General features: G+C 71.0%; 23 protein-coding genes. 15 read left to right on the top strand and 8 right to left on the bottom strand.

Annotated elements, in window-relative coordinates; translation table 11 throughout:
- Nucleotides 1–74: 74 nt before the first annotated feature.
- From FG385_RS32150 to FG385_RS32130, 5 genes are all read left to right on the top strand, one after another.
- Nucleotides 75–3,032 carry a GH92 family glycosyl hydrolase gene (locus FG385_RS32150; protein ID WP_139100579.1) on the top strand — a complete coding sequence of 986 codons (2,958 nt, stop codon included), beginning with the start codon at nucleotides 75–77 and terminating at the stop codon, nucleotides 3,030–3,032.
- On the top strand, nucleotides 3,032–5,197 hold the full coding sequence (locus FG385_RS32145; RefSeq protein WP_139100578.1) for an FUSC family protein: 2,166 nt from the start codon (nucleotides 3,032–3,034) through the stop codon (nucleotides 5,195–5,197). The genes FG385_RS32150 and FG385_RS32145 overlap by 1 nt, the downstream gene beginning before the upstream one ends.
- A gap of 88 nt (nucleotides 5,198–5,285) precedes the next feature.
- Complete coding sequence (locus tag FG385_RS32140; protein ID WP_139100577.1) at nucleotides 5,286–6,275, top strand: malate dehydrogenase; 990 nt, start codon at nucleotides 5,286–5,288, stop codon at nucleotides 6,273–6,275.
- Nucleotides 6,276–6,341: 66 nt separating this feature from the next.
- On the top strand, nucleotides 6,342–6,575 hold the full coding sequence (locus tag FG385_RS32135; RefSeq protein WP_139100576.1) for a DUF433 domain-containing protein: 234 nt from the start codon (nucleotides 6,342–6,344) through the stop codon (nucleotides 6,573–6,575).
- Nucleotides 6,572–6,937, top strand: a complete 366-nt coding sequence (locus tag FG385_RS32130; RefSeq protein ID WP_139100575.1) for a DUF5615 family PIN-like protein — start codon at nucleotides 6,572–6,574, stop codon at nucleotides 6,935–6,937. Before FG385_RS32135 ends, FG385_RS32130 begins: the two co-directional genes overlap by 4 nt.
- A gap of 49 nt (nucleotides 6,938–6,986) precedes the next feature.
- On the opposite strand, the gene FG385_RS32125 is transcribed toward FG385_RS32130, so the two are convergent.
- Genes FG385_RS32125 through FG385_RS32115 form a run of 3 tightly spaced genes read right to left on the bottom strand, consistent with a single transcriptional unit; the run spans nucleotide 6,987 to nucleotide 10,603 of the window.
- Nucleotides 6,987–9,044, bottom strand: coding sequence for a M3 family metallopeptidase (locus tag FG385_RS32125; protein WP_139100574.1), 2,058 nt, complete (start codon nucleotides 9,042–9,044; stop codon nucleotides 6,987–6,989).
- On the bottom strand, nucleotides 9,041–9,751 hold the full coding sequence (locus tag FG385_RS32120; protein WP_139100573.1) for a histidine phosphatase family protein: 711 nt from the start codon (nucleotides 9,749–9,751) through the stop codon (nucleotides 9,041–9,043). Before FG385_RS32120 ends, FG385_RS32125 begins: the two co-directional genes overlap by 4 nt.
- A gap of 15 nt (nucleotides 9,752–9,766) precedes the next feature.
- Complete coding sequence (locus FG385_RS32115) at nucleotides 9,767–10,603, bottom strand: undecaprenyl-diphosphate phosphatase (protein WP_139100572.1); 837 nt, start codon at nucleotides 10,601–10,603, stop codon at nucleotides 9,767–9,769.
- Nucleotides 10,604–10,718: 115 nt separating this feature from the next.
- Between FG385_RS32115 and FG385_RS32110 the strand changes: the two genes are divergently transcribed.
- The 3 genes from FG385_RS32110 to FG385_RS32100 all read left to right on the top strand — a co-directional run bounded on the left by FG385_RS32110 (nucleotide 10,719) and on the right by FG385_RS32100 (nucleotide 12,970).
- The gene (locus FG385_RS32110; RefSeq protein ID WP_139100571.1) at nucleotides 10,719–11,678 is read left to right on the top strand and encodes an aldo/keto reductase; all 960 of its coding nucleotides are present in this window, start codon (nucleotides 10,719–10,721) and stop codon (nucleotides 11,676–11,678) included.
- 90 nt (nucleotides 11,679–11,768) lie between these two features.
- Nucleotides 11,769–12,755 (top strand): YncE family protein, encoded by a 987-nt coding sequence (locus FG385_RS32105; RefSeq protein ID WP_139100570.1) that lies wholly within the window; start codon nucleotides 11,769–11,771, stop codon nucleotides 12,753–12,755.
- Nucleotides 12,752–12,970: a DUF5703 family protein gene (locus FG385_RS32100; protein WP_139100569.1), complete on the top strand. Its 219-nt coding sequence runs from the start codon at nucleotides 12,752–12,754 to the stop codon at nucleotides 12,968–12,970. The genes FG385_RS32105 and FG385_RS32100 overlap by 4 nt, the downstream gene beginning before the upstream one ends.
- Here the strand turns inward: FG385_RS32100 and FG385_RS32095 are convergent.
- Together FG385_RS32095 and FG385_RS32090 are read right to left on the bottom strand one after the other, a co-directional pair.
- Nucleotides 12,967–14,280, bottom strand: coding sequence for a M20/M25/M40 family metallo-hydrolase (locus FG385_RS32095; protein ID WP_200834758.1), 1,314 nt, complete (start codon nucleotides 14,278–14,280; stop codon nucleotides 12,967–12,969). The genes FG385_RS32100 and FG385_RS32095 overlap by 4 nt on opposite strands.
- A 24-nt stretch (nucleotides 14,281–14,304) precedes the next feature.
- The gene (locus FG385_RS32090; RefSeq protein ID WP_139100567.1) at nucleotides 14,305–14,979 is read right to left on the bottom strand and encodes a hypothetical protein; all 675 of its coding nucleotides are present in this window, start codon (nucleotides 14,977–14,979) and stop codon (nucleotides 14,305–14,307) included.
- A 139-nt stretch (nucleotides 14,980–15,118) separates the two neighbouring features.
- On the opposite strand from FG385_RS32090, the gene FG385_RS32085 reads away from it, so the two are divergent.
- From FG385_RS32085 to FG385_RS32070, 4 genes are all read left to right on the top strand, one after another.
- Nucleotides 15,119–15,535 carry a pyridoxamine 5'-phosphate oxidase family protein gene (locus FG385_RS32085; protein ID WP_235022922.1) on the top strand — a complete coding sequence of 139 codons (417 nt, stop codon included), beginning with the start codon at nucleotides 15,119–15,121 and terminating at the stop codon, nucleotides 15,533–15,535.
- 36 nt (nucleotides 15,536–15,571) lie between these two features.
- On the top strand, nucleotides 15,572–17,068 hold the full coding sequence (locus tag FG385_RS32080) for a GAF domain-containing sensor histidine kinase (protein WP_235022921.1): 1,497 nt from the start codon (nucleotides 15,572–15,574) through the stop codon (nucleotides 17,066–17,068).
- Entirely contained in the window at nucleotides 17,065–17,709 is a 645-nt protein-coding gene (locus tag FG385_RS32075; protein WP_139100566.1) for a response regulator, read from the top strand. The genes FG385_RS32080 and FG385_RS32075 overlap by 4 nt, the downstream gene beginning before the upstream one ends.
- A 66-nt stretch (nucleotides 17,710–17,775) precedes the next feature.
- On the top strand, nucleotides 17,776–18,156 hold the full coding sequence (locus FG385_RS32070; RefSeq protein WP_139100565.1) for a PPOX class F420-dependent oxidoreductase: 381 nt from the start codon (nucleotides 17,776–17,778) through the stop codon (nucleotides 18,154–18,156).
- Here FG385_RS32070 and FG385_RS32065 read toward each other — a convergent pair.
- Nucleotides 18,110–19,396, bottom strand: coding sequence for a PP2C family protein-serine/threonine phosphatase (locus FG385_RS32065; protein ID WP_139100564.1), 1,287 nt, complete (start codon nucleotides 19,394–19,396; stop codon nucleotides 18,110–18,112). The genes FG385_RS32070 and FG385_RS32065 overlap by 47 nt on opposite strands.
- 152 nt (nucleotides 19,397–19,548) lie before the next feature.
- Between FG385_RS32065 and FG385_RS32060 the strand changes: the two genes are divergently transcribed.
- Together FG385_RS32060 and FG385_RS32055 are read left to right on the top strand one after the other, a co-directional pair.
- Nucleotides 19,549–19,884 carry an STAS domain-containing protein gene (locus FG385_RS32060; RefSeq protein WP_139100563.1) on the top strand — a complete coding sequence of 112 codons (336 nt, stop codon included), beginning with the start codon at nucleotides 19,549–19,551 and terminating at the stop codon, nucleotides 19,882–19,884.
- Nucleotides 19,885–19,988: 104 nt separating this feature from the next.
- Nucleotides 19,989–20,414, top strand: coding sequence for an Hsp20/alpha crystallin family protein (locus FG385_RS32055; RefSeq protein WP_139100562.1), 426 nt, complete (start codon nucleotides 19,989–19,991; stop codon nucleotides 20,412–20,414).
- A gap of 44 nt (nucleotides 20,415–20,458) precedes the next feature.
- Here FG385_RS32055 and FG385_RS32050 read toward each other — a convergent pair whose 3' ends face one another.
- The gene (locus tag FG385_RS32050) at nucleotides 20,459–21,448 is read right to left on the bottom strand and encodes an Acg family FMN-binding oxidoreductase (protein WP_139100561.1); all 990 of its coding nucleotides are present in this window, start codon (nucleotides 21,446–21,448) and stop codon (nucleotides 20,459–20,461) included.
- A gap of 104 nt (nucleotides 21,449–21,552) precedes the next feature.
- Nucleotides 21,553–21,936, bottom strand: a complete 384-nt coding sequence (locus FG385_RS32045) for a pyridoxamine 5'-phosphate oxidase family protein (protein WP_139100560.1) — start codon at nucleotides 21,934–21,936, stop codon at nucleotides 21,553–21,555.
- A gap of 163 nt (nucleotides 21,937–22,099) precedes the next feature.
- Here FG385_RS32045 and FG385_RS32040 point away from each other — a divergent pair.
- On the top strand, nucleotides 22,100–22,334 hold a 235-nt coding region (locus FG385_RS32040; RefSeq protein WP_139100559.1), incomplete at its 3' end, for a response regulator.

Below are 22,334 nucleotides of genomic sequence, written 5' to 3'. Positions count from 1 at the left end.
GACCGCGTTCCGCGAGAAGTCCTTCGTGGACGCCACGATGGAGGACATCGCCATGTCGACGTTACGGTAGGGCCGTGAGCACGGACCGGTTCTTCTCGTCCTTCGAAGCAGGCGAGCCTGCGCCGTTGCACGGCGACGTCGGCGGCGGGCCGGCGCGCTCGCCGACGGCGAAGGCCGGGGTGGGTTTCACCGGGACGCGCGCGCTGCGGTACGACCGGCCGGGGCACGTGCGGCTGTTCGACGTGGACGTCCCGGCGGGCGAGCACACCGAACTGTCCTATGTGGTCTTTCCGGAGAACGGGCTCTCGGTCGCGCTCGACGCCGAACTCGACGACGGCAGCCGCCTGCCCGGCACACTCGATCCGAAGGCGCTGTATCCCGACCAGTGGAACCTCGTCCGGCGCCCGGTCCCCGCGGGCCGGACCGTGCGCGCCATCGTCCTCGACGCCCCGGACGCCACCGGCTGGCTCGACGACGTCCGCATCGCCGACCGGCCCCCGCGCCGGCAGGACCCCGTCGACTGGGTCCGCACGACCCGCGGCACCCACTCCAGCCCGGAGTTCTCGCGCGGCAACACCTTTCCCGCGACCGCCGTCCCGCACGGGTTCAACTTCTGGACCCCGGTCACCGACGCCTCTTCGACCAGGTGGCTGTACGAATACCACCGCCGCAACGGCGCCGCGAACCGGCCACGGCTCGCGGGGTTCGCGCTCAGCCACCAGCCCAGCCCCTGGATGGGCGACCGCCACACCTTCCACGTCGCTCCCGAGGGCGATCTCGCGTTCGGGCACGAGCACGAGACCGACCGCCCCTATCACTACGGCGTCCGGTTCGACGACGGAACCACCGCCGATCTCGCCCCGGCCGACCACGCGGCCCTGTTCCGCTTCACCTTCCCCGGCACCGGGGCCGTCCGGTTTTCCTGCGGTCGCGGCGGGGTCCGGCTCGATCCGAAACGCGGGGTGGTCACCGGGTACACCTCGGTCCGCAGCAGGCTCTCCGCCGGGGCGCGGCGGATGTTCGTCTACGGCACCTTCGACCGGCCCGCCCGCCGGCGCGGCAAGACCCTCGCCTTCGATGCGGCCACGGTCGACCTGCGGATCGCGACCTCGCTGATCAGCCTGAAGCAGGCCCGGCGCAACCTGGACGCGGAGATCCCCGCCGGGACGAGCTTCGAGCAGGTGCGCGACCGGGCACGGCAGGAGTGGCAGGACCTGCTGGCCCGCGTCGAACTCGACGGCGCGACCGAAGACCAGCTCACCACCTTCTATTCCGGCCTCTACCGCATGTTCCTCTACCCCAACTCCGGGCACGAGGAGACGCCGTCCGGCCGCAGGCACGCGAGTCCGGTCGTGCGCCGGTGGTGGCCGAGCACCCGCCGGCGGACCGGCGCGAAGGTCGTTGACGGGCCGATGTCGGTCAACAACGGGTTCTGGGACACCTACCGGACGACCTGGCCGGCGTATGCGCTGCTCACCCCCGGCCGGTGTGGCGAGCTGATCGAGGGTTTCGTCCAGCAGTACCGCGAAGGCGGCTGGATCGCGCGCTGGTCCTCGCCCGGTTACGCCGACCTGATGACCGGAACCAGCTCCGACGTCGCCTTCGCCGACGCGTACCTCAAGGGAGTCCGCGGGTTCGACGTGCATGCCGCCTACGAAGCGGCGCTGAAGAACGCAACCGTGGCGCCGCCGAACCGCGCGGTCGGCCGCAAGGGCCTGCGCGAGTCGATCTTCCTCGGCTACACGCCGCTGACCACCCACGAAGGGCTGTCGTGGGCGTTGGAGGGGTACATCAACGACTTCGGGCTCGCGAACCTCGCCGAGGCGCTGGGAACGCCCGATGAGGCGAAGTACTTCCGCCAGCGCGCCCTGCACTACGTCCACCACTTCGACGAGCGCACCGGCTTCTTCCAGGGCCGCCACCGCGACGGCCGGTGGCGATGGGCTCCCCACGAGTACGACCCGACGCTGTGGGGCCACGACTACACCGAGACAGACGGCTGGAACATGGCCTTTTCCGTGCCTCACGACGGGAACGGGCTGGCGAACCTGCTCGGCGGGCGCGCGGCACTCGAGTCCAAACTGGACACTTTCTTCGCCACCCCGGAGACGGGCCGCAACCCGGGCTCCTACCGCGGGATCATCCACGAAATGACCGAGGCGCGCGACGTCCGGCTCGGCCAGTACGGGCATTCGAACCAGCCCTCGCACCATATCCCCTGGATGTACGCGCACGCGGGTGCGGCGGCGAAGGGGCAGGGAAAGGTCCGCGAGGTGCTCACCCGCTGCTACCTCGGCAGCGAGATCGGGCAGGGCTACCCCGGTGACGAGGACAACGGCGAGATGTCCGCGTGGTACGTCTTCGCCGCGCTCGGCCTGTACCCGCTCGCGGTCGGCAGCCCGGCCTACGTCCTCGGCGCGCCGCTGTTCCGGCGCGCGGTCGTCCACCTCGAAAGCGGGAACCGGCTGGTGATCACGGCGTCCAGCGGCGGCCCGTACATCCAGAGCCTGCGGGTCGACGGTGAACCGCACGAGGAGTCGTGGATCGCGCACGACGTGCTCGCGGCGGGTGCGACGCTCGAGTTCACCCTCGGCGAGCAGCCGTCCGGCTGGGGCACCCCGCCGCCCTCGCTCACCGAAGGCGGCGATCCGCCGCGCCCGCTCACCGATCTGACCCGCCGTGATCACACCGCGCTGTTCGACGACACCAGCCGCACCCAGATCACCTTCGACACCGCCACCCCGGTGATCGAGTACAAGGTGGACGGTCCGCCGCGGCCGGTGGAGATCTACACGCTGACCTCCGGAACCCGGGGCGCACCCAGCGCGTGGGTCCTCGAAGGCTCAGCGGACGGGCACCGGTGGACCGAACTGGACCGCCGCGCCGGTGAGACGTTCCCATGGGCGCGCCAGACCAGGCCGTTCGCGCTCGCGGAGCCCGCGGCATGGCCGCGTTACCGGTTGCGCGTCACCGCGTCGGCCGGGCGCAGAATGTCGCTGGCGCAATGGGAACTGCTGGCCGGGGAGCGATGATGGGCACGGTGGTGACGACCCTCGAACGGCTGCGCGACCGGCTCGTGGCCGCCGACCCCGGCCTGCTGCGGCTGCGGCGCGCGGGGATCGCGGTCGGCGGGATCGTGATCGCGATCGCCGTGCTCGGCCTGTCCGGCCGCCCGATCCCGACGATCCTGGTCGCCGCGATCGCCGCGATGCAGTCGGCGTTCACCGTCAACGACCGGACCTCGCGCGCCCAGGCGGTGACGCTGGTGCTCGCCACGTGCTCCGGTGCCCTGTCGCTCACCGTCGCCTCCCTCGGCGTCACGCATTCCCCGCTGGACTACGTGCTGTTCATCCTGCTGATCTTCCTGGCGGTGTACGCGCAGCGGTTCGCCCCGCGCGGTCCGGCGCTCGGCGCGCTCGCGTTCTTCATGTTCTTCTTCGCGATGTTCCTGCAGATCCACTTCACGCAGCTGCCGCCGTACCTGCTGGCGCTCGCGGTCGGAGTCGCCGGCAGCGCGCTCATGCGCTTCGTGGTGCTGCGCCGTGACCCGGAACGCGAACTGGTGCGCATCCGCCGCGCCTTCCGGGCCCGCCTCGGCCGGCACGCGGCCACCGCGGCGGCCTATCTCGCGAGCGGCGGCAGCGAGCGGCGCCGTAACCAGCTGCGGCGCGCGGATTCCCGGTTGCACGAGGCGGTCCTGATGATCGAGGACGCGATCGACGAGGTGCTCGGCCCGCCCGCGTCGGAGCTGCTGCGGCGGCGCGCGATCGAGATCGAACTGGCCGCGCAGTGGCTGTCGCTCACCGCGCGGCGGACCAATACCGAGAAGCTGCCCGACGAGGTTCGCGACGAGCTCGTCGGGAACATCCTGCGGTTCGAATCGCTCATCGAGCACGACCCGCGCGAGCTGCCGGTGATCAGCGACACCGGCCAGTTCAGCAAGATGCTCGTCACGGGCAGCCGGCTGGCCGACAAGCGCGAGCCGGGCGACGATCTGCGGCGCGCGATCGCCGAGCTGGCCCTGGCCGACGTCAACGCGCAGCGGATCGCCGAGCACGACTACTCCGCCGAGGCCGAGGTGCCCGAGCCGCCGCCGGCGAAGAAACCGTTGCTGGCCTTCGACAATCAGACCCGCGCCGCGCTGCAGGCGATGATCGGCGGGACGCTGGCGGTGATCGGCGGCGAGCTCGTTTCGCACCAGCGGTGGTACTGGGCGGTGCTGACGGTGTTCGTCGTGTTCCTCAACACCTCGACCACGGGCGCGGCCTTCGTGAAGGGCTTGCGGCGGGTGACGGGCACGATGGCCGGGATCTTCGGCGGCATGCTCCTGGCGCTGCTCGTGACCGGCGATCTCACGCTCACCGTCGTGCTGATCCTCGTGTGCGTGTTCTGCCTCGTCTACACCGCACGCGTGTCGTACCTGGTGATGTCGTTCTTCATCACGTGCATGCTCGGCCTGCTCTACAGCCTGCTCGGCACGTTCACCCTCGACGTGCTGTGGCTGCGGGTCGCGGAGACCGCGATCGGGGCGGGCGCGGGCATCCTCGCCGCGATCGCCGTGCTGCCGGTGCGCACCCGCACGGTGCTGCGGTCGGATCTGGAGGCGGTGCTCACGGACCTGCACGAGTTCCTCGACCAGGCCGAGCTGCTGCTGTCCGGGCGGGAGAACATCAACGTCATCGACCTGTCCCGCCAGCTCGACCGGGCGATCGAGCAGGTCCGCACCACCGTCGAACCGCTGACCCACCCGATAAGCCTCGCCAGCCGCCGCACCTACGGCTCCTACGTGCTGACCACGCTCGACCGGATCGGCTTCCGCGCCCGCAACGTCGCCGCGCGTGCGGAACCGGGGCTGTTCGCCGGCGACGAGCGGCTCACCGAGCTCATCGACCGGATCACGCACAACGTCGACGTGCTACTCGAGGCGGTGGGCGGCGGGACGCAGCGCAAGCTCGACCGCGACACCGAGACATCGATCACGGCCGGCACCGACAGCCGCCACGCCCGGTCCGTGCTGACCAGTCTCGGGCGCCTTGACGAGGCGCTTATCGCGCTCGGCCGGGTTTTCGAGGTGCAGGCGACCGAATCGGTCAAGCCGGGTGTGGGGCGACGCACCGGGTCATCGCAGGCAGCGGCCGATAGAGTCACGACCACAAGCGAAGAGAACGTGCACCGGAGCGCGCATGATCGACAATGAACGCACCCCCGATCATGCGCGCGACCGGGTGCGTCGGCGCCCATGCGGGACACCCGCACCCGAGCCACGCAAGATACAGGAGTACGCAATGACCCAAGCCCCCGTCAACGTCACCGTCACCGGCGCGGCCGGCCAGATCGGCTACGCGCTGCTGTTCCGCATCGCCTCCGGTCAGCTGCTCGGCGCGGACACTCCGGTGAAGCTGCGGCTGCTGGAGATCCCGCAGGCGGTCAAGGCGGCCGAAGGCACCGCGATGGAGCTCGAGGACGGGGCGTTCCCGCTGCTCGCCGGCATCGACATCTTCGACGACCCGAAGCAGGCCTTCGCCGGCGCGAACGTCGCGCTGCTGGTCGGCGCCCGGCCCCGCACGAAGGGCATGGAGCGCGGTGACCTGCTCGAGGCCAACGGCGGGATCTTCAAACCGCAGGGCGAGGCGATCAACGCCGGTGCCGCCGAGGACATCAAGGTCCTCGTCGTGGGCAACCCGGCCAACACCAACTCGCTCATCGCGCGGTCGAACGCTCCCGACGTGCCGATCGAGCGGTTCACCGCGATGACCCGCCTCGACCACAACCGCGCGACCGCGCAGCTGGCGAAGAAGCTCGGCGTGTCGGTGTCCGACGTCAAGAAGATGACCATCTGGGGCAACCACTCCGCGACGCAGTACCCGGACATCTTCCACGCCGAGGTCGCCGGCAAGAACGCCGCCGAGGCGGTGAACGACCAGAAGTGGCTGGAGGAGGACTTCATCCCGACCGTGGCGAAGCGCGGCGCGGCGATCATCGAGGCGCGGGGCGCGTCCTCGGCGGCGTCGGCCGCGTCGGCCGCCATCGACCACGTGTACACCTGGGTCAACGGCACCGCCGAGGGCGACTGGACCTCGATGGCCGTGCCGTCGGACGGTTCGTACGGTGTGCCGGAGGGCCTGATCTCGTCGTTCCCGGTGACCTGCCGTGGCGGCAAGTGGGAGATCGTGCAGGGCCTGGAGATCGACGAGTTCTCGCGCGGCAAGATCGACGCGTCCGTCGCCGAACTGTCCGAGGAGCGCGAGGCCGTCCGCAAGCTCGGCCTGGTCTGACGGTTTCACTCGGCGGGGCCCTTCCTGCCCATGTCGTGGGAGAGGGCCCCGCGGTAGACTTCGCCCATGTCCCGACTCGACCGGATCACGTCTGATCCCTCGATCTGTCACGGCCAACCCGTGATCCGCGGAATGCGCTATCCGGTCGAGAACCTGCTCGAGCTGCTCGCCTCGGGTATGAGTATCGGCGAGATCCTCGAGGACTACCCCGATCTGGAGCAGGACGATCTGCTGGCAGCCCTCGAGTTCGGCGCGCTGGCCGCCGGGCAACGCAGGGTCGTGCCGCTCAACGCCGCGTGAGATTTGTCGTTGACGCGCAGCTGCCCGCGCGCTTGGCCCGCTTTCTCGACGCAGCCGGTCACGACTGTGTCCACACGACAGCGTTGCCCGACGGCAATCACAGCAGGGACGAGGACATAGCCGAGCTCGCGGATGCCGAGGACCGAGTCGTCATAAGCAAAGACCGCGACTTTCGGGACGGCCATCTGCTCAGGGGCACACCGCGCCGGCTGTTGATCGTCGCGACAGGCAATGTCTCGAACCACGACCTCCTGGCCCTTTTTGAGAAACATCTCGGCACCATCGCCGAGATCCTGGCTGAAGCGGATCTCGTGGAGCTCGGGCCTCAGCAACTCATCGTCCACGCCGACCGCACCGACTAGATGTGAGAGACTCCGACGTAAACTTCCGCATTGGAGCCTCTCGTGTCGCTCAGGCGGTGGTCAGGCCGCGGCGGTTGAGGAGCGGGGTGATCTCCGGGTCGTGGCCGCGGAAGGTGCGGAACGCCGCCATCGAGTCGACGCTGCCGCCGCGGCTGAGCAGTTCGCGGCGGAAGTGGTCGCCGTTCTCCCGCTTCAGCCCGCCGTTCTCGCGGAACCACTCCACGGTGTCGGCGTCGAGCACCTCGCTCCAGATATACGAGTAGTACCCCGCCGAGTAGCCGCCGCTGAACACGTGCGCGAAGTACGTGCTGCGGTAGCGCGGCGGGACCACGTGCAGCGCCACACCCGCCTTCTCCAGCGCCGCCGCCTCGAACCCGGCCACCTCGCCGATGTGGTCGTCGGGCGAAATGCCGTGCCACGCCTGATCGAGCAGCGCCGCCGCGAGGTACTCCGTCGTCGAGTAGCCCTGGCCGTACCGCGCCGACTCCTCCAGCCGCTCGACCAGCCGCCGCGGCAGCGGCTCCCCCGTCTTGTGGTGCTTGGCGTAGTTCGCCAGCACCTCCGGCCACAGCATCCACATCTCGTTGACCTGCGAGGGGTACTCGACGAAGTCCCGCGGCACGTTCGTCCCCGAGAACGCCGGGTATCGCACCGCGGACATCAGCGCGTGCAGCGCATGGCCGAACTCGTGGAACAGCGTGATGACCTCGTCGTAGCTCAGCAGCGTCGGCTCGCCCTCCGGCGGGCGGGAGATGTTGAGGTTGTTCACCACGACCGGCCGTTCCCCCAGAAGTTCCGACTGGTCGGCGAAGGTGTTCATCCACGCGCCGCCGCGCTTGGAGTCGCGCGTGTAGTAGTCGCCGAGGAACAGCCCGAGCGGCGAGCCGTCGGCGTCGAAGACCTCGAACACCCGCACCTCCGGGCGGTACACCGGCAGGTCGTGCCGCTCGCTGAAACTCAGCCCGTACAACCGGTTCGCCGCGAAGAACACCCCGTCGCGCACCACGCGGTCCAGTTCGAAGTACGGCCGCAGCGTCGCCTCGTCGAGGTCGTAACGGGCCTTGCGCACCCGCTCCGCGTAGAACGCCCAGTCCCACGGCTCCAGCTTCGCGCCCGGGAGATCCTCCTCCAGGTACCGCCGCAGCTCTTCGGCATCCCGCTTCGCGTTCGCGACCGCCGCCGGTGCGAGCCGTTCCAGCAGGCCGACCGCCGCTTCCGAGGTGCGGGCCGTCTCGTCGGAGATCACATACGCGGCGTGATGCGGGTAGCCCAGCAGCGCCGCGCGCTCGGCGCGCAGCACGGCGAGCCGGGTGAGCACCTCGCTGTTGTCGTTGTCGTTGCCGCGGGCGCCCCGGGAAGTCGAAGCCCGGAACAGCCGCTCCCGCAGCCCGCGGTTCTCCAGCGACGCCAGCAGCGGCTGCGACGTGGGCAGGTTCAGGCTCAGCAGGTACCGGCCCTGCTCGCCGCGCGCGTTCGCCGCCTCCTTCGCCGCGGCGACCGCGCCCGCGGACAGGCCGGCCAGCTCGCGCTCGTCCTCCACCATGACCGCCAGGTCATTGGTGTCCCGCAACAGGTTCTCCTGGAACCGGGTGCTCAAAGTGGACAGTTCCTCGTTGAGCGCGCGCAGCCGCTCCTGCTCGGGCCCGCCCAGCCCGGCGCCCGCACGCTGGAAGTCGGTGTGCACCCGCTCGAGCAGCCAGGCCGACTCCGGGTCGAGGCCGAGGGACTCGCGGTTCTCGAACAGCTCGCGGATCCTCGCGTACAGGCGAGGGTTCAGGTGGATCGCGTCGTGGTGCGCGGCCAGCTTGGGCGCGATCTGCGCCTGCAGGTCCTGCAGCACCGGGTTGGTGTCGGACGAGGTCAGGTTGAAGAACACCGACGCCACGCGCGAAAGCAGGCGGCCGGACCGTTCCAGCGCGACCACCGTGTTGTCGAAGGTCGCCGGCCCGGGATTCGCCGCGATGGCCTCGACCTCGGCCGCGTGCCCGGCAAGCCCGGCCTCGAACGCGGGCGCGTAGTGCTCCTCGCCGATCCGATCGAACGGCGGCAGCCCGTACGGCAGTTCACTCGGCTTCGCGAACGGGTTGTCCGGTGCAAGCTCAGTCACGCCTGGTCCTTTCGGCCGGTCGAGCCTCCGATCTCGGCGTCGGAGGACGCCTTCTTCCTACCTCGCTTGGGCGGCGGGGGCACCACCCCCGCGAAATCCGAGCCGTGGTCGTTGACCCGCACCACGAACGGCCGCGTCTCGGTGTAGCGCACGACGGAGACCGAAGCGGGATCGACCACGATCCGCTGGAACGAGTCCAGATGCTGCCCCAGCGCGTCGGCGAGGATCGCCTTGAGCACGTCTCCGTGGCTGCACAGCAGCCAGATCGCGTGGTCACCGTGTTCGGCGGTGATCCGCGCGTCGTGCTCGCGGACGGCCGCGACGGCCCGGGCCTGCATCGAGGCGAGCCCCTCGCCGCCGGGGAACACCGCCGCGGACGGGTGCGACTGCACGACCTTCCACAGCGGTTCCTTCAGCAGGGTCTTGAGTTCGCGGCCGGTCCACTCGCCATAGTCCACTTCGGATAGCCGGGGTTCCACGGTCCTGGCGAGCTCGCGCCCCTCGAGCAGCGGCGCGACCGTCTGCTTGCAGCGCAGCATGGGCGACACCACGACCCCGGCCAGGGGTACGCCGGCGAGACGTCCGGGCAGGGCCTTGGCCTGGCCGCGGCCGGTGTCGTCGAGCCCCACCTTGGGGGTCCGGCCGGCCAGCACGCCCGAACCGTTCGCGGACGAGCGGCCGTGCCGCAGAAGGATCACTGTTGCCACAGCCGCCACCCTACGTCAGAAAACGGGCCCCGCCTTCGGGTCGAGCACCCCGGTGGCGATCAGCACGAACAGCGCCGCGCCGAGCGCCAGCCGGTAGAGCACGAACACCAGGTAGCTGCGCGTCTTGATGAACCGCATCAGCCACGAGATCACCAGGTAGCCGACGCCGAACGAGACGAGCGTCGCCAGGATCGTCGGACCCCACTGCGGGCTCGTCCCTTCGCCGATCTTGCTGATCTCGTAGAAACCCGAGCCGAGCACGGCGGGCACCGCCAGCAGGAACGAGTACTCCGTCGCCTCCGCGCGCGTGTAGCCGAGCAGCAGGCCGCCGGTGATCGTCCCGCCCGAGCGTGAGACGCCCGGCACGAGCGCCAGCGCCTGCGCGAGCCCGTAGCCGAGGCCGTGCGGCACGGTCAGGTCGTCGAGCGTGCGGCGCTGGGGCCCGACCCGGTCCGCGATCGCCAGGATGAGCCCGAACACGATCAGCACGGTCGCGGTGATCCGCAGATCGCGGAACGTGGAGTGGATGTCGTCCTGGAACAGCAGGCCCAGCACGACGATCGGGATCGAGCCGACGATCACCAGCCAGCCCATCCTGGCGTCCGGATCGGCCCGCCATTCGCGGTGGAAGATCGACAGGAACCAGGCGCGCAGGATCCGCCCGATCCTGCGTCCGAAGTAGATGATCACCGCGAGCTCGGTGCCGATCTGGATGACCGCGGTGAACGCGGCGCCAGGGTCGTCCCAGCCGACCAGCGCGGCCGTGATGCGCAGGTGCGCGCTCGAGGAGATGGGAAGGAACTCGGTCAGGCCCTGGACGAGGCCGAGGACGAGCGCTTCGAACCAGCCCATGATCACCCCACCCTGGGGGCGAGAAGTCTGTTTTGCACGGTGCGAAAGGGTATCGGCCCCGTTGATCGCGGAGCCGTCGGGCTTACCTGCGAACCCCCCAGTTACTCTCTGTGGCATGGAGAAGCGGCAGCTGGGCAGGTCGGGACTCCGCGTCTCCAGGATGGCGCTGGGCACCATGAGCTGGGGCGGCGAGACCGACGCGGACGAGGCGGCGAGCCAGCTGATCGCGTTCGTGGACGCCGGCGGCACGCTCGTGGACACCGCGGACGTCTACGCCGACGGCGAATGCGAGCGGATCCTGGGTGGCCTGCTCGCCGACGTGGTGCCGCGCGAGGACATCGTGCTCGCGACGAAGGCGGTCGCGCGCCGGTCGGACGGCCCGTTCGGCGGTGGCGCCTCCCGCGGCGCGCTGCTCGCGGCGCTCGACGGGTCCCTGCGCCGGCTCGGCGTCAGCCATATCGACCTGTGGCAGCTGCATTCGTGGGACGCCACGGTGCCGCTGGAGGAGACACTCTCCGCGATCGAGTACGCCGTCGGCTCGGGTAAGGTCCGCTATGCCGGCGTCTCGAACTACTCGGGCTGGCAACTCGCCACGGCCGCCGCGAAAAGCACGGCGCTGGTGTCGGCGCAGGCCGAGTACTCCCTGGTCGAACGCGGCATCGAACGTGAGGTCGTGCCGGCCGCCGGCTATCACGGCCTCGGGCTGCTGCCGTGGGCCCCGCTCGGCCGCGGCGTGCTCACCGGCAAGTACCGCACCGGCACCCCTGCCGACTCGCGAGGCGCGTCTGCGGCCTACGCCGGGTACGTCGAACAGCACCGCACCGAACGTGCGGCGCGGATCGTGGAGGCGGTGTCGACCGCGGCGGACGGGCTCGGCACCTCACCGCTGGCGGTCGCGCTCGCCTGGGTGCGCGACCAGCCGGGAGTGATCGCGCCGGTGGTCGGCGCGCGGGACACCGGGCAGCTCACGGGCTCTCTCGCGGCCGAGGAAATCGTGCTACCCAGGGCCATCAAAGCCGCGCTCGACGACGTCAGCGCGATCGGATTCGGTTACCCGGAGCGGTGGCCGACATGACAAGCAGGTGACACACAGGTGACGTGGCGGGCATTGTGGAGCATGCTGGGGCCGATCGGGAAGTCCGGAGGTCGGGTGCGGAGGTCCACGATGGCGGTGGCGCTACCGGTGGCGGGTGCGCTGCTGCTGAGTGCCTGCTCCTCGCAAACCGGCAAAGGTGACGACGCGCTGCAGATCGTGGCCAACCCGGTCGCGGCGACGGCGGTGCAGTCGCCCGCGCCGGCGGCGCCACCCGCCGGGACCGTGCTCCCGGCCGGGAACGTGACGGCGATGGCCGCGGACCCGGCGGACGGGGTGCTCGCGGTCGCGGTCGGCCAGCCCCCCGCCGTCCTGCTGTACCAGCTCGGGGATCCGGGCGCCGCGCCGGTGCGCGTGAGCGTGCCCGGCGTCGTCGAGCAGCTCAGCTTCGGCGGCGGCCGGCTGCTCGCGCCGTCGGCCGGCCACGTCACCAGCATTTCGGTGACCGGGCAGAAGAGCGACCTGGCCGTCCCGGGACAGCCCGCCGGCGCGATCGCCGACGGGGGCAAGACGCTGGTCGCGGTCCGGGACCGCAAGTCCGTCGACGTGTACCAGGACGGCAAGTTCGTCAAGTCCATCACCGGCGGCCTCTACAGCGCGGACGCGGTCGTGCGAAGCGGGAACCAGACCGTCGTACTCGACCGGCTGCGCACGGCGGTGTTCCTGGTGGACGTCGACGGCGGCACGATCGGCCAGGGCCTGCGCGCGGGCGAAGGGGCGACCAACGCGGTGGCCGACTCCTACGGGCGTGTCCTGGTGACCGACACGCGGGCCGGGGCGCTGCTCGCGTTCTCCACGGACCCGTTCCTGCTGCGGCAGATGTACCCGGTCCCCGGCGGCGTCTACGGCATCGCCTACGACGCGCCGCGCCATCTGGCCTGGGTGACGCTCACCGCGCGTAACGAGGTGGTGGGCTTCGACGTGCGCGGGGGCGAACCGGTCGAGAAGTACCGCTTCCCGGCCGTGCGCCAGCCGAACTCGGTCACGGTCGACGGGCAGACCGGCACGGTCTACGTCGGATCGGCAACGGGAGAAGGAATCCAGGTGATCCAACCATGAACACATCCGAGGCGGTGGTCGACGCGGACTGGGAGTACCGGCGGCTCCAGCTGCCGCCGGGGGTGTCCCGGCGCGCCGCCGCGACCCAGCTGTCGATCCACGCCGAGTTCGCGGGCTGGGAACTTTCGACGGTGCGGCTGTACTCCGACGGCTCGCGGCGGGTGTGGCTGCGCCGCAAGCGACGGCCCGCCGAAGTCGGCTACCTGGCCTCTTAGGCCGTTCTGAAGAACCGGTCCAGTACGCGGGTGCCGAACTCGAGCGCCTCGACCGGGACGCGCTCGTCGACCCCGTGGAACAGGCCGGAAAAGTCCAGCTCGGCCGGCAGCTTCAGTGGGGCGAAGCCGAAGTTGCGGATGCCCAGCGACTGGAACGCCTTGGCGTCCGTGCCGCCGGAGAGCATGTACGGCAGGGCGCGCGCGCCCGGGTCCTCCCCGACCACCGCCGCGGTCATCGCGTCGACCAGAGCGCCGTCGAATGTCGTCTCGACCGGCGGCAGTTCCATCCACTCCTTCTCGATGTCCGGCCCGAGGATCTCGTCCAGTTCGCGGTCGAAGGCCTCCAGCCGTCCCGGCAGGATCCGGCAGTCCACCGCCGCCTCCGCGACCGACGGGATCACGTTCGACTTGTAGCCGGCGGTCAGCATCGTCGGGTTCGCGGTGTCGCGCAGGGTGGCGCCGATCATGCGCGAGATGTTCCCGAGTTTCGCGACCGCGCCGTCGAGATCATCCTCCGGGAAGTCCCAGCCGGTGATCTCGGTGATCCCGGCGAGGAACTCACGCACCGAATCGGTCAGCACGAGCGGGAACCGGTGGTTGCCGAGCCGCGCGACCGCCTCCGACAGCTTCGTGACGGCGTTGTCGCGGTGGATCATCGAGCCGTGCCCGGCGGTACCGCGCACGCGCAGCTTCATCCACCGGATGCCCTTCTCCGCGGTTTCGATGAGGTAGGCGCGCACGCCGTCCTTCAAGGTCACGGAGAAGCCGCCGACCTCGCTGATCGCCTCGGTCACGCCCTCGAACAACTCCGGCCGGTGCTCCACCAGCCACTGCGCGCCGAACTTGCCGCCGGCCTCCTCGTCGGCCAGGAATGCGAACACCATGTCGCGCGGCGGGACGATTCCCTCACGCTTGTAGTGCCGGGCGAGGGCGAGGGTCATGCCGACCATGTCCTTCATGTCGACCGCGCCGCGTCCCCACACGTACCCGTCCTGGATCGCGCCCGAGAACGGGTGCACCGACCACTCGGCCGGATCGGCGGGCACGACGTCGAGATGGCCGTGCACCAGCAGGGCGCCGCGACTGGGGTCGGCGCCGGGCAGCCGGGTGATGACGTTGTGCCGGTTCTTCCCGCCCGACTCGACGTATTCGATCTCGTACCCGACCTCGGTGAGCTTCTCCGCCACGTACTCGGCGGCCACCCGCTCCCCCACCAGCGTTTCCGGATCGCCCGTGTTGGTGGTGTCGATGCGGATCAGCTCGCTGGTCAGCGTGACGGCCTCGGCGACCGCGGTCTCGATCTGGCTCACCACGCATTCCTATCATCCGGCCGGTCAGGCCGGTGGCAGCCCAGGCATGCCACGATCGATCGCCCGGCGCGCCGGCCGGGGCACCCGCCAGTCGATCCGGGTGCCGGCGCTGCGCTCCAGCTTCGCCAGCACCCCGCGTGCCGCGGCGAGCGCGGCTTCCTGTTCGGCCGGGGTGGTGCCGCCCTGGGCGAGTTCCAGCAGTTTGATGCCCTGGGCGATCAGCGCCCGCTCGTCCGTGGTGAACCGGGACGCGCGCAGCTTCTCGGCCGCCTCACGCGCGGCGGCCCACGCCTTGTCGGCGGTCTCCGTCGCCTCGACGAACTTCCGCGCCATCGGCTCCGGCGGGAACTGCTCGGTGTGCAGGGCCATCGCTTCGTGGAAGGCGTCGATGAACCGGCTCGTCGAGGGGACCGCGGGATCGGCGAGCGCGGGCAGCCGCAGGACCTGCAACGGATCGGACTCGTACCCGCCGTACTCCGCCGCGACCCGGCCGTAGCGCTCGCGTGCCTCGTCCCACCGCATCCGCAACGACTTCGGCGGCGCAGACGCGTCGGTCCGCACGGGCGGGCGCCGCGGGCCGGCGTGCGAGCGCGCTCGCGACCGCCGGTACAGCACCGCCCGTGAATACATCGAGACCACGAGCCACAGCAGCACGATGAACGGCCACAGCAGCGGCCCGAAATCCTGCATCGGATGCATGGCGACTCCCTCAGCCACGGTGGCTTTCCCTCCATGATGCGCCTGGATCCGTATGCGGGGTGTTGGTGACGGCGCACCGGGCCCAACGGCCCTACTGGATTCGCCCGCGTCGCGGGATCGTGAGGGCATGTTTCCCCTCGTGACGGGAAGGACCGCGATGCTCGACCAGTCGGGCCTGGAGATCCTCAGCCGGGACGAGTGCCTCACCCTGCTCGCGACGGGCCGGGTCGGCCGGATCGTGTTCACCGCCGGTGGCCTGCCTGCGGTGGAACCGGTGAAGTTCGTGTGCGAGCGCGGCGCGCTGTGGTTTCCCGCCCAGACCGGCACGGACCTGCTCGGCGCCGCGGAGGACGGGGTCGTCGCGTTCGAGGCGGACGAGTTCGACGCCGGGCTCTCCGGCGGCTGGTGGGTCACGGTGCTCGGCCGGGCGGTCGTGGCGGAGGGCTGCGATCTGCCGCGGCGCCGGCCGGACCTGTCCTGGCCGGAGTTCGCCGAGGACGCGCAGTGTGTCCGCCTTCCCATCGAGGTCGTTTCCGGGCGGCGGGTGAAGCGGTAATCTACTGGGCCTCGCCTCCGTCAGAGGAAAGAGCCAGTGATCGAAGCCAGCGCGCGGGCGGTGTTGGACGCCGTGGTCGGCGTGGCGGCCGAGCCGCGCCTGCCCGGCGTGCTGCGTCGAACGGTCGAGTCCGCGTGCGCGCTGTCCGGCGCCGGCTACGGCATGCTGGCGCAGATCCTGTCCGGTGACCGGCTCGGCAAGCTCACCGAGTCCGGCGGTGAGCGGGTCTACCGCCGCGCCGGCGAGCTGCCCTCGGGCCCGGGCGCACTCGTCGTTCCGGTCGGCGGGTACGGGCGCCTGTGCCTGATCGGTGAGTTCACCGCGGCGCACCGGGAAGCGGTGACCGTGCTCGCCGACGCGGCGTCCGCCGCGATCCGGAACGCGGACCGGTACGAGCACGCGCTTCGCCGCGAACGCTGGCGCGAGGCGTCCCAGGAGGTCACCGCGGCGCTGTTGAGGGGCGAGGACGGCGTCAGCACGCTGCACACGATCGCCGACGAGGCCCGTGCCGTCGCCGGCGCGTCCGGCGGCGCGATCGCGCTGCCGGACGAGTCCGATCCGGAGGCGCTGGTCTTCGAGGTCGTCGCGTCGCCGCACCGCGAGTACCAGAGCATGCTCGGGGCGACCGTGCCGACGCACGGGACCGCGTCCGGCGAGGCGTACACGACGGGCAAGCCGGTCGTGGTCTCCGGGTACGGCGGGCATGTCGCCATCCAGCAGGCCAATTCCGGGCTCGAGCTGCCTTCGACGCTCGATGACCTCGACTCGGCGGTCGCGGTCCCGCTCGTCGCCGGGGAGGACAGGCTCGGCGTGCTGCTGGTGGTGCGGTTCCGCGAAGCCGACCCGTTCACCGAGGCCGAGGTCGAACTGGTGCGCGATTTCGCCGCGCACGCGGCGCTCGCGCTCGAATTCGCCAGTGCCGAGCGGGACCGCCAACGGCTGGCGCAGTTCGAGGAACGCGACCGGGTCGGGCAGGATCTGCACGATCTGGTGATCCAGCGACTGTTCGCGATCGGGCTCGGGCTGGAGGGGCTCGGGCGGGCCACCGGGCAGCCCGAGCTGGCCGAACGGGTGTCGGGGTTCGTCCGGGATCTCGACCGCACGATCCGTGACGTGCGCAACGCGATCTTCTCCCTGCAGGAACCGGGCCACGCGGGCGGCGGGGTCCGCTCCGACCTGCTGCGGATGGCGCAGGACAGCGCCGGGATGCTCGGCTTCGAACCGCGGATCAGCTTCGACGGGCCGCTGGACGCCGCGGTCACCGGGACGGTGCGCCTCGATCTGCTGGCCACCGTGCGGGAGGCGCTTTCCGCCGTGGCGCGCCGCGCCAGCGCGCGTTCGGCCTCGGTCGAGGTACTCGTCGACCGGGACGGCCGCCTGCTCACGCTGACCGTCGCCGACGACGGCGACGGAAGCCCCGATGCCCTGGCACCACTGCGCCGCCGGGCGGCGAAATGGCGCGGCACCCTGGAGGTCGGATCGCTGGACGAGGGCGGCACGAAACTGGTGTGGACGGCGGTGCTGGGCGGATGACCGTCTCGGTGTTCCTGCTCGACGATCACGAGATCGTGCGGGCGGGCCTGAAAACGCTGCTGGACGCCGAGGCGGACCTGCGCGTGGTCGGCGAGGCGGGCACGGCGGCGGAGGCGATGGCGCTGATCCCCCCGCTGCGGCCCGACGTCGCGATCCTGGACGTGCGGCTGCCCGACGGCGAGGGCGTGTCGGTATGCCGGGACATCCGGGCGCTGCTCGACCCGCCGCCGGCCTGCCTGATGCTCACGTCGTACTCCGATGACGAGGCGCTGTTCGGCGCGGTCATCGCGGGGGCGGCCGGATACCTGCTCAAACAGGTGTCGGGCACGAACATCCTCGAAGCCGTGCGGACCGCCGCGGCCGGCGGCTCGCTGCTCGACCCCGAACTCGCCGCGTCGGTGACCAGGCGCCTGCGCGACCGGGCCGGCAAGCCGGACACGCAGTACGAACTGCTGAGCCCGCAGGAACGGCGGGTGCTCGAGCTGATCGCGGCCGGCCTGACGAACCGCCAGATCGCGCAGCGGCTGCACCTGGCGGAGAAGACCGTGAAGAACTACGTGTCCTCACTGCTGCACAAGCTCGGCTTCGAACGCCGTACCGAAGCCGCGGTCTATCTCGAGAAGCGCAGGTGGCGGTGGTGACGGCCGGGCCTGTCACGAAGCGCGGCGCTGTGCCGTCATGGGGGGTGAACCCTTTGGAGGCACCTCATGACCACCACGCTCACCCCGTTCACCACCCAGCGCACGGTGCTGCTCACCACGTTCCGGCGCGACGGCAGCCCGGTCGGCACGCCGGTCAGCATCGCCGTCGAAGGCGACCACGCGTTCGTGCGGAGCTATGACAAGGCAGGGAAGGCGAAGCGGTTGCGCCGCAACCCGGATGCCGAGATCGCACCGTCCACTATGGCCGGTAAGCCCACCGGCGACGCGGTACCGGCGCGGCTGACCCTGCTGGACGGGGAAGCGGCCGCCCACGCGTCGAAGCTCCTCGCGCGCAAGCACCCGTTCCTGCACGGGTTCCTGGTGCCGCTGTTACACCGGCTCAAGGGGTACCGGACTCTGCACTACGAACTCCGGGCGCGGCCGTAGCCCACCGGCACAGCAGCAGGCACACGTCGTCGTCGTGGTCCTGGGCGCCGAGCATCTCCTCAAGGATCCGGTCGCCGGCCTCCTCCGGGGAGGCGGCCACCACCCGCCGGAAGATGCGGGCGAGCCGGTCCATCCCGGTGTCGATCGGTTCCCGGCGCCGCTCGACGAGCCCGTCGGTGTAGAGCAGCACGGTCTCGCCCGGGCTCAGCTTCGCCTGGTACTCCGAGATTTCGAACGGGAACGGCACGCCCATCAGCGGCGCGTTCGGCTCGTCCAGCGAGCGCACCGCACCCTCGGCGTCCGCGACGAACACCGGCAGGTGCCCGGCGTTCGCCCAGCGGATCCGGCCCGTGGCCAGCTCCAGGTCCAGGACGACGGCGGTCGCTAGCAATGGGCTGTGCCAGCCGCGCAGCAGGTTGTGCGTCAGCCGCAGCGTCTCGGCGGGCCCATGCCCTTCGGCGGCGTAGGCGCGTAACGCGTTCTGCAGCTTTCCCATGATCACCGCGGCTTCCAGCCCGTGCCCGGTGACGTCGCCGACGGTGAGCACCACCGTCCCGTCCGGTCTGGTGAATGCGTCGAACCAGTCGCCGCCGACGTTCACGCCGCGCGCCGCGGGCAGGTACCGCGCGCACAGGTGCAGATCCGCGGGGGTGTCCAGGGCCGGCAGCATCGCGAGCTGGAGCCGCCCGGCCAGCTCACGCTCACGTTCGTACTCGTTCGCGTTGCGCAGCCCCACCGCCGAGCGCGCCGCCACCGCACGCGCGAACGGCAGATCCTCTTCGCCGAAGACCGGTTCGTCGCGGCGGAGTTCGAGCACGCCGAGCAGATCCGGGCCGACCGTGAGCGGGACGAGGATCCGCTTCTCCCCCGCGACCGCCCGCCGCGTGGCCGCCACCTGCCGCACCCCCCGGCCCGGCTCACCCGGTTCGGGCTCGCGGCGCAGGCGGTGCGAGTCGTCGAGCAACCAGACCGCCGCCGAGGTGGCGACGCCTTCCCGTTCGACCAGGCCGACCAGCGCCCGTGCGACCTCGTGGCGGCGCAGCGACGCGGCCGCGGTCCGGCTGACCTCGTCGAGGAACGCCGTGCGCTGCCGCTGCCCCTCGACCTCCGCGTGCAGCGCAAGCAGGCCGGCGTTGGTCCGCTCGAGCTCGGTCCGGTGCATCTGCAGCTCCTGCTGCTGCCGGTCGATGATCTCGCGCAGCTGTTCGACGTTCCCGTGCCCATGCACACGTTCGCTCATCGTGGCCCCTCCGGTTCCGGCGAAGGACACCTGCAACGCGTCAAGAATACGAGCATCGTCACCGCAGCGTCAGCGCCGTTGCCCAGCTCCGGTCCCGCAAGCGGGGTACGGTCCGCCATGGGGGAACCCGGCCCGAGAGAAAGGCGTCGCCCGTGAGAAGGGACGAGGACATCCACAGCAGCACCCCGGTCCGCGTCGAGCTCGACGGCGAGATCGGCCGCATCCGGCTCCACGGCGAGATCGATCACACCGCGGTCGAACAGCTCGACCGCGCCGTCGCCGAGTTGCTCGACAAGGGCGTGGGCAGTCTGGTCGTCGACTTCGCGGACCTGTCGTTCTTCGACTCCGCGTGTGTGAGCGCGCTGGTCCGCGCGCGAGCACTGGCCGAGGAGCGCGGCAGCGCCATCACGCTGGCCAACGTCGACCGCTACGCGCGCCGCATCCTCGACCTGACCGGCCTGTCGGCGGCCTTCCGGATCGAAGACTGACTTGAGTCATCGGCGCTCAACTTTGGGAACAAACCACGACTCAACTTCGTAGTAACAGGTGACGGCCCGAAGGGCGGGCCGAGAGTTCCCAGGAGGTGAGCGTCATGGCGCTGCCTGCCATGCGATCCGCCAGCACTTTGCGCCGTTGGGACCCGTTCGGTGACTTCGGCGAGCTGACCAGGTGGTTCGACACGGTCGCGCCGCAGCCCTGGTCCCCGAGCGCCGACGTGACCGAGACGGACACCGAGTACGTCTTCGACGTCGAACTGCCCGGGCTGACCCGCGAGGACATCACGGTCGAGGTGATCGGCAACCGCCTCGCCATCACGGGCGAGCTGAAGGAGCAGGAGCGGAAGGGCCGCGCGCACAGCCGGACCCGCCGCACCGGCAAGTTCTCCTACCGCGTGCTGCTGCCCCGCGGGGTCGACGGCGACAAGGTCGCGGCCACGCTCGAGAACGGCGTACTGACCGTTCGCGTGCCGAAGACCGAGGCCGCTCAGCCGCGCCGCATCGAGATCTCCAGCAAGTAACCCCCCGCACCGGGCCCTGGACTTTCCCGTCCAGGGCCCGTTTTTCAGCGTTCGCCCGCCCGCGGGCGGGGGCGCGTCACGGCTCCCGGCTTGCGGCGGGGTGTGGCCGGGGCGGCGAACCCGTACCCGAAACGCAGCACCACCTGCGGGTACGCCTGGCCACCGAGCAGATCCCGCAGCGCATCCCGCGTCGCGGGGATCTCCACCGGCTGGGAAAGGAACGACGCGCTGACCCCGGCCGTGGTGCCGGTGAGCAGGACGCGCTGCATCGCCTGCCCGGTGCGCAACTGGGCGAGCGGGGTGTCGGTGAACGAGCCGAGCACCGTGACCAGCGGCGCGCTTTCGTACGGGCGTTCCGGCCTGCCGTCGGGGATCGGGTACGGGCGCAGGGCCAGCAGGCTGCCCGGCGCCGGGCGCGGCCCGCCCGCCGAGGCCGGTACGCCGTCGTCGCGGCGGCCGTCGCCGGAAGTCCAGCGGCGCAACTCCGCCTGGAACGCGGGGTCCTCGCTCTGCAGATGTTCGGCGTGGCGCAGCAACGCGGCCAGCCGGTCGAGATCCGCGGGACGATCCAGCAACCGCAGCGTCGCGCCCTCCAGGCCCGCGGCCCGCACGAGCGCGTGCCGGATCCATCCCGGCACCGGCCGGTCGGTGAACGGGCGCCGGTTGCTGCGGCGGACCGTGATCGCTCTGGCGAAGGCGCGGTCCTCGGGCGTGACCTGGCACGCGCCCTGCAGCCAGACCGTGGCGAGGTGCTCGGGGCGGTCGCGGTCGGGCAGCAGGTGCACGGCCGAGGCCCGGCCGGCCGCGCGCAGCGCGAGCTGCATGTTGAGAATGGCGGCGCCACACGAAAGGCGCGCCTCACGCCCGCCGGCGTCCACGACGGCCAGCACCCGCTCCGGGTCGAGCAGCACGTCGATCCGGTCTTCGGCGACTTCGAACCGCCACGGCTGGCTGTTGTGTGGCGAGGGGGCACGGACCGCGGCCTCGAGCGCCGGTACGACCAGGCTCGAAGCCCCGGCGGGAATAGTGGTCATGGTCGGACTCCCGGTACTCAGCTTCCGGTACCAGCGTCCCGCCGCGGCGCCGGGCCGTGGCAGAGGCTCGCGGCCCGAACATCCGGGGCCTTTGGGCCCTGGCGTCAGGCCCTTGGCCCGGCGTGGAAGCCGGTCACCAGCTCCGGACGGATCTGGATGAAGTAGCCGTCGCCTTCGAGCGCGCGGTAACGGCCGGGCGGCGACGCGGCGTCGAGCCTGCGCGCCATCCCGGTCACGATCACGCTCCAGCCGATGCTGTCGTCGGCCGCCACCGAATCCGCCTCATAGGCGACCACCGTGTCCACCGCCGAGAGCAGGATCGTGCCGGGATCGCCGCGGACGATCACCTGGCCGTCGTCGACGAGGTGATGGACCGGCCGGATGGCGGGCAGGGCCTGGTGGGTGAACACGATCCGGCCCACCGCCACACTCGCCAGCAGTCGCAGCGACTCCTCGCGGGACAGCTCCTGGAACCGCTCGGGCGTCATGCGAAACTCCAGGTGATCGGTGCGGGACTGGGCACGGCCGACATTGTGGTACGCGTCGTCTCGGCGGTGGAAGGGCACAAAGTCACCGCCGTGATCACAACGCGTCTGTCGCGGGCCCGCGCCAGCGCATAGCCTGGAGGTAACCCGGCGGAAGGTGAGAACCTTGATCACGGTGTTTCTGGTGGACGATCACGAAGTCGTCCGGCGCGGCGTGGCCGACCTGCTCGAAGCCGACCCCGAACTGACCGTCGTCGGCGAGGCTTCGACCGCCGCGCAGGCACTCGCCCGCGTCCCCGCGCTCCAGCCCGACGTCGCGGTGCTCGACGTGCGGCTGCCCGACGGCAACGGCATCGAACTGTGCCGCGACCTGCGCTCCAAGCTGCCCGAACTGAACGTGC

Source organism: Amycolatopsis alkalitolerans (assembly GCF_006152065.1).
In the GTDB taxonomy this organism is placed as follows: Bacteria; Actinomycetota; Actinomycetes; order Mycobacteriales; family Pseudonocardiaceae; genus Amycolatopsis_E; species Amycolatopsis_E alkalitolerans.
The sequence above is the reverse complement of the archived record's forward strand: the minus strand, read 5'-3'. Positions and strand labels throughout refer to the sequence as shown.